The organism is Aeromicrobium sp. WCS2018Hpa-31 (genome assembly GCF_031843905.1).
Classification (GTDB): domain Bacteria; phylum Actinomycetota; class Actinomycetes; order Propionibacteriales; family Nocardioidaceae; genus Aeromicrobium.
Window position 1 is genome coordinate 122,033 of record NZ_JAVTJF010000007.1, and the last position, 16,140, is coordinate 138,172.

Annotated in this window: 17 protein-coding genes; 12 read left to right on the forward strand and 5 right to left on the reverse strand. The window is 72.0% G+C overall.

Annotation, left to right across the window (positions count from 1 at the left end; genetic code table 11):
• Nucleotides 1–51 precede the first annotated feature (51 nt).
• Complete coding sequence (locus RQG84_RS10785; RefSeq protein WP_311210030.1) at nucleotides 52–759, forward strand: DUF2786 domain-containing protein; 708 nt, start codon at nucleotides 52–54, stop codon at nucleotides 757–759.
• A 9-nt stretch (nucleotides 760–768) separates the two neighbouring features.
• Here RQG84_RS10785 and mshC read toward each other — a convergent pair whose 3' ends face one another.
• Complete coding sequence (gene mshC, locus RQG84_RS10790; protein ID WP_311210031.1) at nucleotides 769–1,986, reverse strand: cysteine--1-D-myo-inosityl 2-amino-2-deoxy-alpha-D-glucopyranoside ligase; 1,218 nt, start codon at nucleotides 1,984–1,986, stop codon at nucleotides 769–771.
• A 126-nt stretch (nucleotides 1,987–2,112) separates the two neighbouring features.
• Between mshC and RQG84_RS10795 the strand changes: the two genes are divergently transcribed.
• The 3 genes from RQG84_RS10795 to corA all read left to right on the forward strand — a co-directional run bounded on the left by RQG84_RS10795 (nucleotide 2,113) and on the right by corA (nucleotide 4,255).
• Nucleotides 2,113–2,382 carry a hypothetical protein gene (locus RQG84_RS10795; RefSeq protein WP_055968192.1) on the forward strand — a complete coding sequence of 90 codons (270 nt, stop codon included), beginning with the start codon at nucleotides 2,113–2,115 and terminating at the stop codon, nucleotides 2,380–2,382.
• Nucleotide 2,383: 1 nt separating this feature from the next.
• Entirely contained in the window at nucleotides 2,384–3,217 is an 834-nt protein-coding gene (locus RQG84_RS10800; RefSeq protein ID WP_311210032.1) for an FHA domain-containing protein, read from the forward strand.
• Nucleotides 3,218–3,295: 78 nt separating this feature from the next.
• Entirely contained in the window at nucleotides 3,296–4,255 is a 960-nt protein-coding gene (gene corA / locus RQG84_RS10805; RefSeq protein WP_257727388.1) for a magnesium/cobalt transporter CorA, read from the forward strand.
• Nucleotides 4,256–4,258: 3 nt separating this feature from the next.
• On the opposite strand, the gene RQG84_RS10810 is transcribed toward corA, so the two are convergent.
• Together RQG84_RS10810 and RQG84_RS10815 are read right to left on the reverse strand one after the other, a co-directional pair.
• Nucleotides 4,259–4,951 carry an SDR family oxidoreductase gene (locus RQG84_RS10810; protein ID WP_311210033.1) on the reverse strand — a complete coding sequence of 231 codons (693 nt, stop codon included), beginning with the start codon at nucleotides 4,949–4,951 and terminating at the stop codon, nucleotides 4,259–4,261.
• 10 nt (nucleotides 4,952–4,961) lie between these two features.
• On the reverse strand, nucleotides 4,962–5,801 hold the full coding sequence (locus tag RQG84_RS10815; protein WP_311210034.1) for an undecaprenyl-diphosphate phosphatase: 840 nt from the start codon (nucleotides 5,799–5,801) through the stop codon (nucleotides 4,962–4,964).
• Between the two features lie 48 nt (nucleotides 5,802–5,849).
• Here RQG84_RS10815 and RQG84_RS10820 point away from each other — a divergent pair, with 48 nt between their 5' ends.
• Nucleotides 5,850–6,809: an aldo/keto reductase gene (locus tag RQG84_RS10820; RefSeq protein WP_311210035.1), complete on the forward strand. Its 960-nt coding sequence runs from the start codon at nucleotides 5,850–5,852 to the stop codon at nucleotides 6,807–6,809.
• Between the two features lies 1 nt (nucleotide 6,810).
• A complete protein-coding gene (locus tag RQG84_RS10825) occupies nucleotides 6,811–7,014 on the forward strand; it encodes a DUF5703 family protein (protein ID WP_374625666.1) in 204 nt (67 codons plus the stop codon).
• 58 nt (nucleotides 7,015–7,072) lie between these two features.
• Here RQG84_RS10825 and RQG84_RS10830 read toward each other — a convergent pair whose 3' ends face one another.
• On the reverse strand, nucleotides 7,073–8,383 hold the full coding sequence (locus RQG84_RS10830) for a M20/M25/M40 family metallo-hydrolase (protein ID WP_311210036.1): 1,311 nt from the start codon (nucleotides 8,381–8,383) through the stop codon (nucleotides 7,073–7,075).
• A 9-nt stretch (nucleotides 8,384–8,392) separates the two neighbouring features.
• The gene (locus RQG84_RS10835) at nucleotides 8,393–8,791 is read right to left on the reverse strand and encodes an SRPBCC family protein (protein WP_156364791.1); all 399 of its coding nucleotides are present in this window, start codon (nucleotides 8,789–8,791) and stop codon (nucleotides 8,393–8,395) included.
• Between the two features lie 36 nt (nucleotides 8,792–8,827).
• On the opposite strand from RQG84_RS10835, the gene RQG84_RS10840 reads away from it, so the two are divergent.
• From RQG84_RS10840 to RQG84_RS10865, 6 genes are all read left to right on the forward strand, one after another.
• On the forward strand, nucleotides 8,828–9,703 hold the full coding sequence (locus RQG84_RS10840; protein WP_056554602.1) for a MoxR family ATPase: 876 nt from the start codon (nucleotides 8,828–8,830) through the stop codon (nucleotides 9,701–9,703).
• A 17-nt stretch (nucleotides 9,704–9,720) separates the two neighbouring features.
• The gene (locus tag RQG84_RS10845; protein WP_311210037.1) at nucleotides 9,721–11,184 is read left to right on the forward strand and encodes a VWA domain-containing protein; all 1,464 of its coding nucleotides are present in this window, start codon (nucleotides 9,721–9,723) and stop codon (nucleotides 11,182–11,184) included.
• 175 nt (nucleotides 11,185–11,359) lie between these two features.
• Nucleotides 11,360–13,459, forward strand: coding sequence for a glycoside hydrolase family 16 protein (locus tag RQG84_RS10850; RefSeq protein WP_311210038.1), 2,100 nt, complete (start codon nucleotides 11,360–11,362; stop codon nucleotides 13,457–13,459).
• Nucleotides 13,460–13,634: 175 nt separating this feature from the next.
• Nucleotides 13,635–14,711, forward strand: coding sequence for an SDR family oxidoreductase (locus tag RQG84_RS10855; protein WP_311210039.1), 1,077 nt, complete (start codon nucleotides 13,635–13,637; stop codon nucleotides 14,709–14,711).
• A gap of 101 nt (nucleotides 14,712–14,812) precedes the next feature.
• Entirely contained in the window at nucleotides 14,813–15,358 is a 546-nt protein-coding gene (locus RQG84_RS10860) for a hypothetical protein (RefSeq protein ID WP_311210040.1), read from the forward strand.
• Nucleotides 15,359–15,360: 2 nt separating this feature from the next.
• Nucleotides 15,361–16,008, forward strand: coding sequence for a hypothetical protein (locus RQG84_RS10865; protein ID WP_311210041.1), 648 nt, complete (start codon nucleotides 15,361–15,363; stop codon nucleotides 16,006–16,008).
• Nucleotides 16,009–16,140: the final 132 nt, after the last annotated feature.

Genomic DNA, 16,140 nt, shown 5'->3' on the forward strand with positions numbered 1-16,140 from the left:
GCGCCTCACGCCGGTGCTCCCCTACCGTGCTCTTTCCAGGGGAGCGTCGGCGTGAGCGAGGACGCCAAGCTCCGCAAGATCCGTCAGCTGCTGGTGCTGGCCGAGGACCCCGGGGCGACGCCGGCCGAGGCGCAGTCGTGCCGAGACAAGGCCGAGCGGCTCATGGCGCAGTACGGCATCGACGCCGCGCTGCTGGCCAAGGACGGGCATCGCGCCGTCGGGATCGTCGACGCCTTCGTCCGTCTCGACGCGCCGTACGTGCGCGACAAGGCCACCCTCGCCGTGCACGTGGCCCACGCGATGCGCTGCCAGTCGGTGCTGGTGGGTGCCGAGCCCTGCATCTCGGTGCACGTGTTCGGGCTCGAGGCCGACGTCCGGTGCACCGAGATCCTGGTCACCAGCCTGCTGCTCCAGGCCGCCCACGAGCTCGCACGGGTCGAGATCCCGCGCGGCGAGCACGTCGCCGCGTTCAAGCGGTCCTGGTGGCAGGGGTTCTCCCAGGCGGTCTACGTGCGGCTGCGGACCGTCGAGGACGACGCACGAGCGCAGGCACAGGCCGGGCGCGACGACGGCGAGCCGTCGGTCGAGATGGTGCTCGCCGACCGCAGCCACGAGGTCGAGCAGGTCATGCACGACCGCTACGGATCGTTGCGCCGGGCCCCCCGTCGTCGCCTGAGCGGCACCGGCATCGACCACGGCTACGCCAGCGGCGAGCGGGCCGACCTGGGCCGCGGCACGTCGCTCACGACCCGCGACTGACCGCAGGACTCAGAGCGCCACGCCGAGCAGGGCGTCGACCGCGGCCCGGACCTCCTGCGACGCCTCGGCGTCGGTGCCGTCGAGTGCGGCCCACGCGTCGACGGCCTCGAGGGCACGGGGCGCGTCGAGGTCGTCCGACAGCGCTGCTGCCAGGTCGGCGACGAGTGCGCCGGCCGGAGCCCCGGTCGGACGCTCGACGGCCGTGCGCCAGCGGCGCAGCCGGTCCTCGGCCTGCGTGAGGTCGGTGTCGAACCACTCCCGGTCGCTGCGGTAGTGGTGGGCCAGCAGGGCGAGCCGGACGGCCATGGGGTCGGTGCCGGCTTCGCGCAGGGCCGAGACGAGCACCAGGTTGCCCTTGCTCTTGGACATCTTCTCGCCGTCGAGGCCGACCATGCCGGCGTGCACGAAGGCGCGGGCGAACTCCTCGCCCGTGGCGACGCGAGCCTCCGAGGCCGACATCTCGTGGTGCGGGAAGGCGAGGTCGGAGCCTCCGCCCTGCACGTCGAAGTCCGTCCCGAGGTGCTGCAGGGCGATGGCGGCGCACTCGATGTGCCAGCCCGGACGCCCCGGCCCGAGGGGGGACTCCCACGACGGCTCCCCCGGGCGGGGGGCCTGCCACACGAGGCAGTCGAGGGGGTCGCGCTTGCCCGCGCGGTCGGGGTCTCCCCCGCGCTCGCCGAAGACGGCCCGCATGGCCTCCTCGTCGAGGTTCGAGACCGAGCCGAAGGCGGCGTCGGCGTGCACGTCGAAGTAGAGGTCGTCGTCGACCCGGTAGACGGACTCGCCGAGGCGGGCGACCAGGTCGGTGACGAGGTCGATGGACTCCACCGCGCCCACGTAGTGCTGCGGGGCCCGCATGCGCAGGGCGGTCATGTCGGTGCGGAACAGCTCGGTCTCCCGCTCGGCCAGCGCCTGCCAGTCCTCCCCGGTGGCCTCGGCCCGCTCGAGCAGCGGGTCGTCGACGTCGGTGACGTTCTGCGTGTAGACGACGTCGAGCCCGCGGGCGAGCCACTGGCGCTGCAGCAGGTCGAACGTCAGGTAGGTGGCGGCGTGCCCGAGGTGGGTGGCGTCGTACGGCGTGATGCCGCAGACGTACAGCCGGGCCGTGCCCTCGGGAGCGGAGTCCACGAGCGAGCCCGACCGGGTGTCGTGAAGACGCAGGGTGGGCATCTCGTCCCGGGCTGCTGGATCGATCGTGGGGATCTCGGGACCGGTCCAGGCACGCATGGGTCGAGCGTATCCGTCGGGGCACGAGGCCTGCCCGTCGCGTCCTCGAGCGGGACGTCCCCGTTCGAGTTGCCGTCGGGTGTGAGCCTCGTCACCCTGGAGGGACCCGCTTCGAAGGAGCCCCCGATGACCAGTACACCGTCCTCACCCCGTGACCTCAGTGGCCAGACGTCCGGCCCGCAGCCCGTCACCGACTGGACCGACCTCGGGCGGGAGATGTGGGAGTACCTGACCGGGCGCGGCGCCGCCGTGAGCTACGAGCTCAAGGACCTCGAGGTCGAGGTCCCGCGCGACACCGGCCCGGACGCCCCGCGTGCCCTCTGGAAGTTCAACGGCACCGTCAGGGTGACGACGAGCGACGACGAGATGCCCGGCGCGGACCCGGCGCGGGGCTGACGTGAGCGGCCTGCGCGCTCTGGTCGACGTCGAGGTCGCCACGCCCGGGGGCACGCCGGTGACGGCCCAGGTCACGGCCGTGGGCCGACGCGTCTCGTTCCGCAGCGCCGACCTGGGTGCCTTCGCCGCCGGGCGGACCGGAGGTGACTTCCGGACGGTCGCACGTCGCCTGGCCGAGTCCGACGTCGTCCTGGAGATCGCCGACGAGGTCGGCCCGCTCCTGCGTCTCGGCGCCGTCCGCGAGCGCTTCTGGCACAGGCTGGCCACCGGCACCTCCCACGTGCAGATCGTGCGCTGGCGTGCCGCGGCTCGGCTCAAGGCACGCGCGGTCACCGGCGCCGGTGACGCTCTCGCGCTCCCGCCCCCGATCGCGTGGCCCGACCTGCCGACGGCGCCGTGGGCGCGGCGACGCGTCACGACCACCCACGACCCGTACGGCGGCGGACACCCTCGTCTGTACCTCTCCGACACCCGCGTCCCGGCGACGGGCCGCGAGGTGCGGGTCCACCACCTGGCCCTGGGCGAGACGACGGTCGGATCGACCGCGGACGCCGACCTGTGCCTCGACGGTGTCAGCGACCTGCAGGCCGTCATCACGCGCACCGACACCGACGAGTACGTGATCGGTGCCCGCGGACGCCAGACGCCGACCTTCGTCAACGGTCGCGAGCTCCCCGTGCAGACGTTGCGCACGGGGTGTCGCATCGAGATGGGCCCGTGGCGCCTGACCTACGTGCGCGACGAGTTCGCCGACCACGGTCGCCCGTTCGGCGGACGCATCGGCGGGGAGCTCGGTCACCAGCGTCCGCAGGACCCGCCCCGCTACCAGCGCTGACCCCTCCCCGAGGTGATCCGCGGCGGGCCGTGCGGCACGTCGCGGAGCGGATCGGCCTCGTGGGGCCAGAATGAGCACGTGATCGTCGACTGCGCCACCTACCGCGACGGTGCCCGTCAGGACACCTCCCACGACGCGGACGCCCTGCGCGAGACCCTCGCGACCCTCGGTGAGGGCGAGTTCATCTGGATCGGCATGGCCAATCCCCGTGCCGACGAGCTGAGCCGGGTCGCCAGCGCCCTCGACCTGCACCCGCTCGCCGTGGAGGATGCCCTCGAGGCGCACCAGCGCCCGAAGGTCGAGCGGTACTCCGACCACCTGTTCGCGTCGCTGCGCAGCGTCACCTACAGCGACGACGACATCCGTACGCACGAGGTGAACCTGTTCCTCGGCGGGCACTTCCTGCTGACCGTCCGCCACGGTGGCGAGTCGCTGCGCGAGGCGCGCAAGCGTGCCGAGGCCGTCAGCGACGCGATGTCCCACGGCCCGACCGCGGCCTTCCACGCCGTCATCGACACCATCGTCGACCACTACGAGGACGTCGCCCGCGAGCTCGAGCAGGACGTGGAGGAGGTCGAGAGCTCGGTCTTCTCCACCGAGCGGACGAGCGACTCGACGCGCATCTACCGGCTCAAGCGCGAGACGCTCGAGTTCCGTCGCGCGGTGCTGCCGCTGCGCGAACCGGTGCAGCGGTTCGCGAGCGTGGCCGTCCCGGAGGACGCCCGCCCCTACTTCCGCGACATCGCCGACCACCTCGCGAGGGCGGCCGAGGCGATCGACGCGATCGACCACCTGCTCGACAACGCGCTCAACGCCCACCTGGCGCAGCTCTCGGTCCAGCAGAACGAGGACATGCGCAAGCTCACCGCGGGCGCCACGATCTTCGCCGTCCCCACCGCGATCGCCGGGATCTACGGCATGAACTTCGAGCACATGCCCGAGCTCACGTGGACCTACGGCTACCCGCTCTGCCTCGCCCTCATCGGCGGCCTCTGCCTCTACATCTACCGCCGGTTCAAGAAGTCGGGCTGGCTGTAGCGCTCAGGGACCCTTCGGGTCGAGCGTGGGGCGGATCGAGACGGTCTCGAACTGGGCCTCGGGCGGGGCGTCGACGGCGGTGCGGACGGCGGCGGCGATCGTCTCGGGAGCGATCATCCGCTCGGGCCGGCCGCCCTCACGACGTTCGAGGACAGCGCGGCCCATGTCGGTGTCGACGATGCCGGGGTGGATCGACACCACCCGCACGCCGTTCTCACGCTCCTCCTCGCGCAGGCAGTCGCCGAACGTGCGCAGCGCGAACTTCGAGGCCGAGTACACGCTGTTGCCGGGGGTGGAGAACAGGCCGGCACCGGAGTTGACCAGCACGACCGTGCCGCTCGCCGCACGGAGGGCTGGGAGGGCGCGAGCCGTCAGGTGCGCCACGCCGAAGACGTTGGTCTCGAACACCTGACGCCAGTCGCCGCGCGAGACCTCCTCGACCGTGCCGTGCTCCGAGATGCCGGCCGCGTGCACGAGGACGTCCAGGCGGTCCGGCAGGACGGCGAGGTCCACCGCGTGCTCTTCCGCGACGTCGAGGACGAGCACGGACGCACCCGGAAGGTCGTCGGCGACCCGCTGCAGGCTCTCGCCGCTGCGGCCGACCAGCACGACGTCGTGCGTGCGGGCGAGGTCCTCGGCGACGGCGAGACCGATGCCGCGGGAGGCTCCGGTGACGAGGGCGGTGGGGCGTCTCACGTGGTCCACCTCAGGCCGAGGTCGAGACGCCGGCACCGATGACGCCGAAGGCCAGCAGGGCGAGCACGAGGGTGCCGAGCGCGATCCGGTAGGCCACGAACGGGGCGTAGGAGTGCTTGCTCACGTACTGCAGCAGCCAGTGGATGACGGCCAGCCCCACCACGAACGAGACGACGGTGCCCACGAGGGTCGGGCCCCACCCGTAGGCGTTCTCGCCGCCGGGCACGTCCTTGAGCTTGTAGAGGCCGGCGCCCACGACGGCCGGGATGGCCAGGAGGAAGGCGTACCGCGTGGCCGCGGCCCGCTCGTAGCCGAGGACCAGGCCCATGCTGATGGTCGCGCCGGAGCGGGAGACCCCTGGGACGACCGCAGCGGCCTGCGCCAGGCCGAGGGCGATGGCGTGCGTCAGGGTCAGGGACTCGATGGGCCGGGTGCGTCGTCCGACCCGTTCGGCGATGCCGAGCACGATGCCGAGGGCGACGAGCATGGTGGCGATGACCCAGAGGTTCCGGAAGTCGCGGTCGATGAGGTCCTCGAGGGCGAGACCGACGAGCACGATCGGCAGGGACCCGATGATGACGAACCAGCCCATGCGCCACTCCGGCAGGGCCCGCGCGTCGGCCGAGACGAGACCCTTGAGCCAGCCCGTGCCGATCGTCCAGATGTCGCGCCAGAAGTAGAGGACCACCGCCAGCTCGGTGCCGATCTGCACGACGGCGGTGTAGGCGGCCCCGGGATCCTCCCACCCGAGGAACCGCGGGATGATCGCCAGGTGGGCACTGCTCGAGATGGGCAGGAACTCCGTCAGCCCCTGGACGAGACCGAGCACGACAGATCGCAGGACATCCACCCTGCGAGCCTAGACGCCGGGCGCCAGGGGCCCGACTAGGGTGCTGCCATGCAGGAGCGTCACGTCGGTCACTCCGGTCTGCAGGTCTCGCGACTGGGCCTGGGGACCATGACCTTCGGGTCCCAGGTCGACGAGCTCGAGGCCGAGGACCAGCTCACCGCGTTCCTCGAGGCCGGCGGGACCTTCGTCGACACCGCTCCGGTCTACGGCGAGGGTCGGGCCGAGGCGCTCGTGGGCGACCTGCTCGCCAAGCGTGGAGTGCGCGACGACGTGGTGCTCGCCAGCAAGGCCGTCGTGGGCCTGCGCCGCGGCCAGGTCGTCTCGGACGCCTCGCACGGCCACGTGCTCGCCCAGCTCGACGCCTCCCTGCGTGCGCTGCGGACCGACCACCTCGACCTGTGGCAGCTGCACGCCTGGGATCCGCTCACACCGTGGGAGGAGACCCTCGCGGCACTGGAGCACGCCGTCTCGAGCGGTCGCGTGCGATACGTCGGCGTGTCGAACTTCTCCGGGTGGCAGGTCGGCGTGGCCCGGACCTCGGCCACGCGGGCGCTCGGTCCGCTGCTCGTCTCCCACCAGGTCGAGTACTCGTTGCTCAACCGCACGATCGAGGACGAGGTCGTCCCCGCCGCACAGCACCTCGGGCTCGGCACGATCGCCTGGTCCCCGTTGGCCCGCGGGGTGCTGACCGGCAAGTACCGCTCCGGCGTCCCCTCGGACTCCCGCGCCGCCGTCCCGCAGTGGGAGCACTTCATGGCGCCGTACCTGTCGCCCGAGTGCGCGCCCGTCGTCGAGTCCGTCGTCAGGGCCGCCGAGGGACTCGACGTCTCCCCCGCCCACGTGGCCCTGGCCTGGGTGCGGGAACGGCCGACGGTCGCCACCACGCTGCTCGGCGCCCGGACGACGGCCCAGCTGCACACGCTGCTCGCGTCCGAGGCCCTCGACCTGCCCGCCGAGATCGTCTCGGCCCTCGACGACGTCTCCGCACCCCATGCCTGGGAGGACTGACGTGGCCCTGCGCAACGCGACGGTGGAGTACGAGTTCTGGGACTTCGCGCTGCCGCGGACGCAGTCGCGCTCGGCGGTCTGTCGGCTGCTCACCGACGCGGCCGAGTTCCAGGGCTGGGAGCTCGACCGGCTCCGCAAGGACCCCTCGGGGCGGCGCACCATCAGGCTGCGGCGCAAGATCATGCGCGTGCGCGCCACCATCTAATTGATTTATCGTTGATATTCCAAGATCAGCACATTCTTTTCACGCTCCGGGAGCGCGGTCAGACCAGGTCGAGAAAGCGGTCGAAGACCCGGGAGCCGAATTCGAGCGCGTCCACCGGAACTCTTTCGTCGACGCCGTGGAACAAGGCCGTGAAGTCCAGGTCACCCGGCAGACGAAGTGGCGTGAAGCCGTACGACGTGATGCCAAGCTTGTCCCACGCCTTCGCGTCGGTCCCACCGGACATCAGGTAGGGCGCGATGTGTGCGTCGGGGTCCTCGGCGTGCAGCGCGACCGTCATGGCGTCGACCAGGTCGCCGCGGAACGGGTACTCCAGGGCGCGGTCGAGGATGTAGGGCTCCACGCTGACGCGGTCGCCGACGATCTCCTGCACGGCGGGCATGAAGGACTCCGCGTGGCCGGGCAGGTAGCGGCCGTCCACGTAGGCGACCGCCTCCCCCGGCACCACGTTGTGCTTGTAACCGGCCTGGATCATCGAGGCGTTGGTGGAGTTGCGCAGCCCGGCGCCCAGCATGCGGATCGCCGGACCGACGTGCGCCAGGAGCGCGTCGGGGTCGTTCGCGTCGTCTCCGGTGAGCTCGGCGATCTTGGCCAGGAGCAGCTCCATGGACGGTCCGGGAGTCGCCGGCCACGCGTGCTCCCCGATGGCCACGAGCGCGTGGGCGAGGTGGGTGATCGCGTTGTCGGGCTGGCGCATGGACCCGTGCCCGGCCGTGCCCCTGGCCGTCAGGCGCATCCAGCTGATGCCCTTCTCCCCGGACTCGATCAGGTAGAGGCGCTGGCCGCCGACCTCGATCGAGAAGCCGCCGACCTCGCCGATGGCCTCGGTGCACCCCTCGAACAGGTCGGGGCGGTGCTCCACGAGCCAGTGGGCCCCTTCCCGTCCGCCGGCCTCCTCGTCGGAGGTGAACACGAGCGTGACGGGACGGTCCGGGACGGCGCCCGCACGCTGACGTGCCCGCACCACCGACAGCAGCATGGCGTCGAAGTCCTTCATGTCGACGGCGCCGCGACCCCACAGGTAGCCGTCCTTGAGCTCTCCGGCGAAGGGGTCGACCGACCAGTCGTCGGCCTGCGCCGGCACGACGTCGAGGTGCCCGTGCACGAGGAGTCCGTCGCGGCTGGACGTCTGGTCGCCCCATCGGGCGACCACGCTGGCGCGACCGGGCGCGGCCTCGATGATCTCGGACTCGATGCCCACCTCGGCGAGCAGCGCGGCGACGTGCTCGGCGGCCTTGCGCTCCCCGGGGCCCTTCCCGTCGCCGTAGTTCGACGTGTCGAGCCGGATCAGGTCGCGGCAGATGTCGAGCACCTCGGTGTCGACGGCGTACGGCGCTTCAGAAGTCCCCATGCGTCGATCCTAGGTGCGCAGCAGATGGTCGACCACGCGGCCGAAGAGCGCACGACCGGCGGCCTCCTCGACGCCGGCGGCGAACCGCGGGACGCCGAGCCAGTGCGCCTCCTCGCGCCACCGGACACGCGATCCCGACGTCGTCGGCTCGACCGACAGCTCGGCCCAGCCCTTGACCACCCGGCCACGCTTCTCGATGCGGCAGAAGGTCGGCGGCTCCCACGTCACGATGTCCATGACGTCGTCGAAGCCGACCGGTCCCACGGCCGTGCGCGCCACGAACCCGGTGTCGCTCGGCCTGATCCGGGTGAGGGGGACGACCTCGCCGTGTCGTTCCCAGTCGGTGAGCCGCGCGAACACGTCGGGCGGTGCCATCGGTACCTCGCGGACGACCTCGAAAGCTCCCACGGCACGATGGTAGGCACCAATGCCGGAAGGGGCACGATGGCCACCACGAACTTCAGCTCGGTCCAGGACGTCACCGAACGTCTGGCCGAGGTCGGCTACCTCGCCTCGGACGCGGTGTCCACGACCGTCTACCTCGCGTCGGTGCTCGGCAAGCCGCTGCTGGTCGAGGGTCCGGCGGGCGTCGGGAAGACCGACCTGGCGCGTGCCGTGGCCGAGTCGCAGGGCGCGGAGCTGGTGCGCCTGCAGTGCTACGAGGGCGTCGACGAGGCGCGTGCCCTCTACGAGTGGAACCACGCCAAGCAGCTGCTGCGCATCACGGCCGGGCGCGACGAGTCGTGGGACGAGGCGCGCACGGACGTCTTCAGCGAGGAGTTCCTCCTCCCCCGGCCGCTGCTCACGGCGATCCGACGGACGGAGCCCACGGTCCTGCTCGTGGACGAGACCGACAAGGCCGACGTCGAGATCGAGGGTCTGCTCCTCGAGGTCCTGGGTGACTTCCAGGTCACGGTGCCGGAGCTCGGGACGATCCGTGCCACGCGACGGCCGTTCGTCGTGCTCACGTCCAACGCGACCCGGGAGCTGTCCGAGGCGCTGCGCCGACGCTGCCTGTTCCTGCACGTGGACTTCCCCGACGCCGCGCTCGAGCGGCGCATCGTCGCGCTCAAGGCGCCCGGCCTCGACGACGCCGTGTCGGAGTCCCTCGTGCGGGTCGTCAACGCCCTGCGCGCGCTGCCGCTGCGCAAGGCGCCGTCGGTCTCGGAGACGATCGACTGGGCGCAGACGCTGCTGGCGCTCGGTGGCCGGCTCGACGACGAGGCGGTCGACCAGACCCTCGGCGTGGTGCTCAAGCATCGCGAGGACATCGACAAGGCGCGCGACGCGCTCGACGTCCGCGCGGTCCTCGAGGCCTGAGCGGGCCCGGGACAGCCGTGTCGAACGACGAGTCGGGAGCGACCGCCGGTCCGGCCGCCGGGGAGGACCTGGCAGCCCGCCTGGTGGCCTTCGCCGGCGCCCTGCGGTCGAAGGGGCTGCGCATCGGGACCAGCGAGGTGGTCGACGCCGGCCAGGTGGCCACGGTGCTGGGGCTGCAGGACCGGACGCTCCTGCGCGAAGGGCTCGCCGCGGCCCTGATGCGGCGCAGCGGCCAGCGCGAGGTGTTCGACATGACCTTCGACCTGTACTTCCCCGCCGGGGTGGGTGTCTCGGCCGCCGTCGAGGAGCACGAGGGTCCCGTGGACGCCCAGGACCTGCGCGACCTGCTGGCCATGGCCCTGGCCGACGGCGACCTGCGGACGCTGGAGCAGGTGGCCGAGCTGGCGGTGGACGCGCTCGGCGTCGTGGGCAGCGCCGGCACGCGGACCGAGGGATGGTCGGCGTTCCAGACCCTCGACCGGTTGGCACCGCAGACGGCGATCGCCGCAGCACTCGGGCTCCGCGGGTCCGGGGGGCCGGGGAGCGGGTCCGCACGTGGGTCCGGGACCGGTCAGGGCTCGCCGGCGCAGCCCCAGGCGCCGGCCGAGGCGCCGTTCACCGACCGGCTCGAGCGCGACGAGGTGCGCCGACTGGTCGAGGCGTTCCGCCAGATGGTGGCCGCGGAGGCACGGCGACGCACGGCCGAGTCGCGGGGGCGTGACGTCGTGACCCGGCACGCGGTGCGCGCCACGAGCGGCCACATCGACTTCCTGAGTGCCAACCGCCAGCAGCTGGAGGACCTGCGCTCGGCCGTCGGCCCCCTGGCCCGGCGGCTCGCCACCCGGCTGTCCGCTCGTCGCCGAGCCGCGCGCCGAGGTCGGATCGACGTCCGGCGCACCATGCGGCGCGCCATGGGCACCGGTGGCGTGCCGATCGTCCCCGTGCACGCGCGGCCCCACCCGGGTCGTCCGGAGCTGGTGCTGCTGTGCGACGTCTCCGGGTCGGTGGCCGGCTTCTCCGCCTTCACGATGCTGCTGGTCCGCGCGCTGAGCGACCAGTTCAGCAAGATCAGGGTGTTCGCCTTCGTGAACGCCACGGCGGAGGTCACCGACATCGTCAAGGACGGCGGAGACCTCGCCGATCGCATCGCGCAAGAGGCACGCGTGACCTCGTGGCACACCTCCAGCGACTACGGCGAGGCGTTCGCCGACTTCGCCACGACCCACCTCGAGGCCGTCGGACCACGGACGAGCGTGCTCATCCTGGGAGACGCCCGCAACAACAACCAGCCCTTGGGACTTCCGGCCCTGGCCGCCGTGGTGGACCGTGCGCGACGCACCTTCTGGCTCAACCCCGAGCACCCGTCGCGCTGGGGCCTCGGCGACTCGGTGGCGCCCGAGTATGCCGAGGTCGTGCCGATGCACGCCTGCAGCACGATCGAGCAGCTGGAGTCCTTCATCGGCCGACTTCTTCCGGCCTGAGTTCTCGACCTCGAGAAACTCGCCCGGGTTTATCCGGGTCCTTTTCCGATCAATTCTGGACTTTGTCGGGACTAAAGTCCCGAAGTGTGGTTGAGTCGGCGCAGCGTGGTGGGCGGATGGGAGACCGCAGCACCGCGTCTGGGAGAGAACAACAACACACACGAGGTGGCATGCCATGGGAGAACGCACCGTCACCGGGATGTCCGCAGCACGACGGGGATGCGCCGTGCTGATCTCGGGGATCGTCACCGTGGGGGTGCTCGGCACCCCCGCGGTGGGCGGTCAGACCAGCGAGGCGCCGACGTCGGCGACCGTCTGGACCCCCACGACGGCGGACGTCGTCCGCAACCACGACTTCCGTCACGGTCGCGCGTACTGGTACCCGGGCAAGGGAGCTCGTCTGAGCATCCGTGCTTCGGGATCGGCCAAGGCGCTCGTCGTCACGAACCCGTCGCGCCGCAGTCGCTCGATCAACGTGCGCAGCGCCCAGAGCGCGATGACCTTCGCGGCCGGCACGCGTGTCACCGTGACGGCACAGGTGCGTGCCAGCCGAAGCGGGGGTCGCCTGGCTCTGCGCGCGCAGGAGCACCGCGCGGTCCCGTCGGCTGCACGCTGGCGGACCAGCCCGAAGGTGAAGAGCTCGTTGCGCTACCGGACGTTGAGGACCACGCTCACGATCGGACGCGACGGCAGCCGGATCTCGGTGCGTGCGTTCAACCTCAAGGCCAAGGGTCGTCAGCGTCTCTTCGTCCGGTCCCTGCGGGTGACCGTCGTCGAGCCGCCCGCGAAGCCGGGCGAGTGGATCCCCAACCCCGGCTGCGCGTCCGGTGCCACCGGTTGGACGCCCTCGGTCAATGCTGCCGTCACCGCAGTCTCCGGCACCGAACCCGCGTGCCAGGTGCGGACCCGATCCTCCGGTGTCGCCGTGACGGCGACGTCGCGAACCTCGACCGAGTCGGTCAGGTCGGCCGGCTCCCTGGTGCACGTGGCGAGCCAGGTCGACGTCGCCGGGTCCGTGAGGCCGGTGCGGATGACGCTGCAGGAGGTCGCCACGGACGGCTCGATCCTCCAGTCGTTCGCCGGTGTCCGCGACTCCGCCGGTGATTGGGTGTGGCTCGGCGCGCAGCTGCGCACCGAGCGCGCCGGCAGCCGCATCCGCGTCGTGTACCGGGGCGACGGCCTCGCGGCCGGCGAGGCCTTGCGCTTCCGGCGCGCCACCGTGACGGTCACCGATCCGGCAACCACGCCGACGCCCACCCCGACCCCCTCGCCGACGGCGTCACCCACGCCGAAGCCGACCCCCTCGCCGACGCCGTCACCGACCCCGACGCCGACCCCCACGCCGACGGCGTCACCGACACCCGAGCCCACTCCGACGCCGACCCCGACGCCGTCACCCACCCCGACGCCGACCCCGACGCCCACTCCGACGCCGACGCCGACCCCGACACCTGAGCCGACGCCTCCGCCGAGCAGCTCGACGCAGACGTGCAACGACCTCAACGTCCCGAGCAAGCGGACGCTCGCGTTCTCCGACGAGTTCACCGGCACGAGTCTCGATCCCGGCAAGTGGCGGGTGCGGGACAAGACCCACCTGTCCTTCGACGCCGCGTACCTGACGAAGGACGCGATCGACGTCTCGGACGGCACGATGACGATCGAGGGCCGACGTCGCAGCAGCGCCGCGACGGTGAGCACCGGCATCAGGGAACGCTGGTACGACACCGGCTACATCGACACGATCGGCAAGTTCTCGCAGAAGTACGGCCGCTGGGAGATGCGCGCCAAGCTGCCGACCGCCCACACGATGACGCGCGGTGTCTGGCCGGCCTTCTGGCTGCGCGGTGACAGGACCAACGGCGAGATCGACATCATGGAGGCGTACGGAGGCGAGTCCATCCAGCGCTGGAACCCAGCGGGTTCGTACACGACGACCCTGTGGGAGGACACCAACCTCGGCAAGCAGCGGGGCGAGTGGTACTCCTGGGCCCACACGAACTGGGCGACCAAGTCGCCCGGCGTGTACTCGGACTTCCACACGTACGGCTTCAACTGGACGCCCGACTGCATGCAGTTCACCTACGACGGCCAGGTGCTGTCGACCATCCCGGTCGAGGACGTGCCCTGGGCCGAGAGCGCGTTCGACAGCCCGTTCAACATCCGTCTGAACATGCAGGTCGGCTCGTCCTACTGGGGCATGCCGGACCAGCAGTACACCAAGGACGCCTTCGACTACGTGGTCGACAGCGTGAAGGTGTACCGCATGAACCCCTGAGCGGCCTCGGCAGCCCAGGTCCCGCCGCCCGGCGGCGTGCGTCGACCCTCTCGGTCCGGGAGGGTCGACGCGCCGTGTCCGGGAACGGGCGGCGCGCGCCGCGTGGAGCGACCACGCACGATGGAGGTGGGCCCGTCCGCCGCCGCGTCGGGTCCTCCCCCACCGAAGGATCCCCGTGACCCCTGACGCTCCCGCCCGTCGTGCCCTCGTCGTCGGTGCCTCCGGCATCGTCGGCCAGACCCTCGCCGCCACGCTGGCGGCCGACGGCTGGCAGACCTTCGGCCTCTCGCGCAGTGGCCGTGCGCCCGACGGTGTCACGCCGGTGGCTGCCGACCTCGGCGACCCCGACGGCCTGGCGCGAGCGCTGGAGGGCGTCGACCCGCAGCTCGTCGCCATCACGGCGTGGACGCGACAGGACACCGAGGAGGAGAACATCCGCGTGAACGCGGGTGCCGTGCGCCACCTGCTGGTTGCCCTCGCGCCGTCCGGCTCCGTGCAGCACGTGGCCCTCATGACGGGGCTCAAGCACTACCTCGGCCCGTTCGAGGCCTACGGGACGGGCGAGGTCCCGGACACCCCCTTCCGCGAGGAGGAGCCGCGTCTGGACCACCCCAACTTCTACTACGCCCAGGAGGACGAGCTCTTCGCGGCGGCCGAGCGCGACGGCTTCACGTGGAGCGTCCACCGCTCGCACACCGTCCTCGGCTTCGCCACCGGCAACGCCATGAACCTCACGCTCACGGTCGCGGCCTACGCCGCCTTGTGCCGCGAGCTGGGACTGACCTTCGTCTTCCCCGGGTCGCAGCAGCAGTGGGACGGTCTCACCGACGTGACCGACGCGGACCTGCTCGCGGAGCAGATCGTCTGGGCGGCGACCCACGAGGCGGGTCGGGACCAGGCGTTCAACATCGCCAACGGCGACGTCTTCCGGTGGCGGACCCTGTGGCCGCGCATCGCGGAGCACTTCGGCGTCCCGTGGGAGGGCTTCGAGGCCGAGCCGCGCCCGCTGGAGGTGGCCATGGCCGGCATGGAGGACGTATGGCGCGACCTCGCGGAGAAGCACGGCCTGGCGGAGCCCGACCTCGGCCGTGTGGCCTCCTGGTGGCACACCGACGGCGACCTGGGACGCACGATCGAGTGCGTGACCGACATGAACAAGAGCCGCGCGGCCGGCTTCCTCGGGTTCCGCGACACCCGTGAGAGCTTCTTCCACCACCTCGAGCGCTACCGCGGGGCCCGGATCATCCCCTGAGCCGGTGCCGGCGGCCCGTCCGTCGGCAGTCCGCCGACCCTGAGTGCGAGGTCACACCCGAGGGACTGCATGGTTCTGGGCGGGGTGGGCACGTCGTTCCCATGACCCACGACAAGGACGACACAGCAGCCGAGGCTCGCGAGGGCCTGCTGGACAACATCGCCGGCAAGGCCAAGGAGGTCGTCGGTGCGGTGACAGGCCGTGACGACCTCGCCGAGGAGGGCCAGCTCCAGCAGGCCGAGGCAGCCCACCGCAAGGACGCCGTGGCCGAGCAGGCCGTCGCCGACGCCAAGCGCGACGGCGCGGCGCAGGAGCTGCGGGAGTCGAACCAGGAGGCCGCGGCGCACCAGGAGGCCGCGAACGACCAGGCCGACGCCGCCCAGCGTGCCGTCGACCGTGAGCGCCAGGAGCAGCACGTCGCCGCCGAGCGCGAGGCGGCGCAGCAGGAGGCGGTGGGGCGTCAGGCCGCCGAGCAGCGCGCCGAGGACGTGGCCGAGAGGGCCGTGGGCGACGCCGAGGCCCTGGCCGCCGACGCCGCCACCACCGAGCGCCAGGCCGCCGAGGACCGAGCGCGTCTCGAGCGCGAGGCCGACGCCGCCGCACGACAGGCCGCGCAGCTGCGCGACCAGGACCCGAGCCAAGGATGACCATGATCAGCACCCTCATCGCCCTGCCCTACACGGCAGCACGACTGCCCCTCACCGTGATCGACCGGGGACTGGTGTCGCGCCTGCCCGAGTCGTCGGCCGTTCGCCTCACGGTGGACCGCACGATCGGCAGCGCTGACCGCGCGGCCGGGACGCTCCTGCACCACGACGCCCTCGCCGCGCGCGGAAACGCCCGCATCGAGCGGGTCGACGCCCTCGTCGAGGCCGCCCGTCTCCAGAAGCAGGCCGACGAGCGTCGCGCGGCGGCCGAGCGCGTCGCCGCCGACGGTCGCCGCGAGGCCGAGCGGAAGCGTCAGGCGGCCGCTGAGCGCGTCGCCTCCGGTGCCACCGAGGCGACCAAGGCGGAGGAGCAGGGCAAGAAGCAGGCCACACGGAAGGCCCAGGCCAAGGCCTCGGAGAAGAAGGTCGCCGCCGACGAGGTCGCCGCGCGCCGCACCGAGACCGTCGAGCAGCGCAAGAAGCGTGTCGCGACCGCCGCAGAGGCCAAGAAGAAGGCGGCTCGCACGAAGGCCAAGGCCGGCCTGGACGAGGCGAAGAAGGCGAAGGACGCCGCCACCGAGGCGCACGCCGACGCCGAGGTGCTGGACGACCTCGTCGAGGCCAAGAAGGACGAGCGCACGCAGGATTGAGCGCGAGCGCGGACGCCCCTGACGACCACGGTCGCCAGGGGCGCTCGTGCGTGCGGCGCGCAGCGACGTGCAGGATCTGCTCCGAGCCGTAGGCTCGGAGGCTCGCGCCCGATCGGACGCGCCGCATCCGCG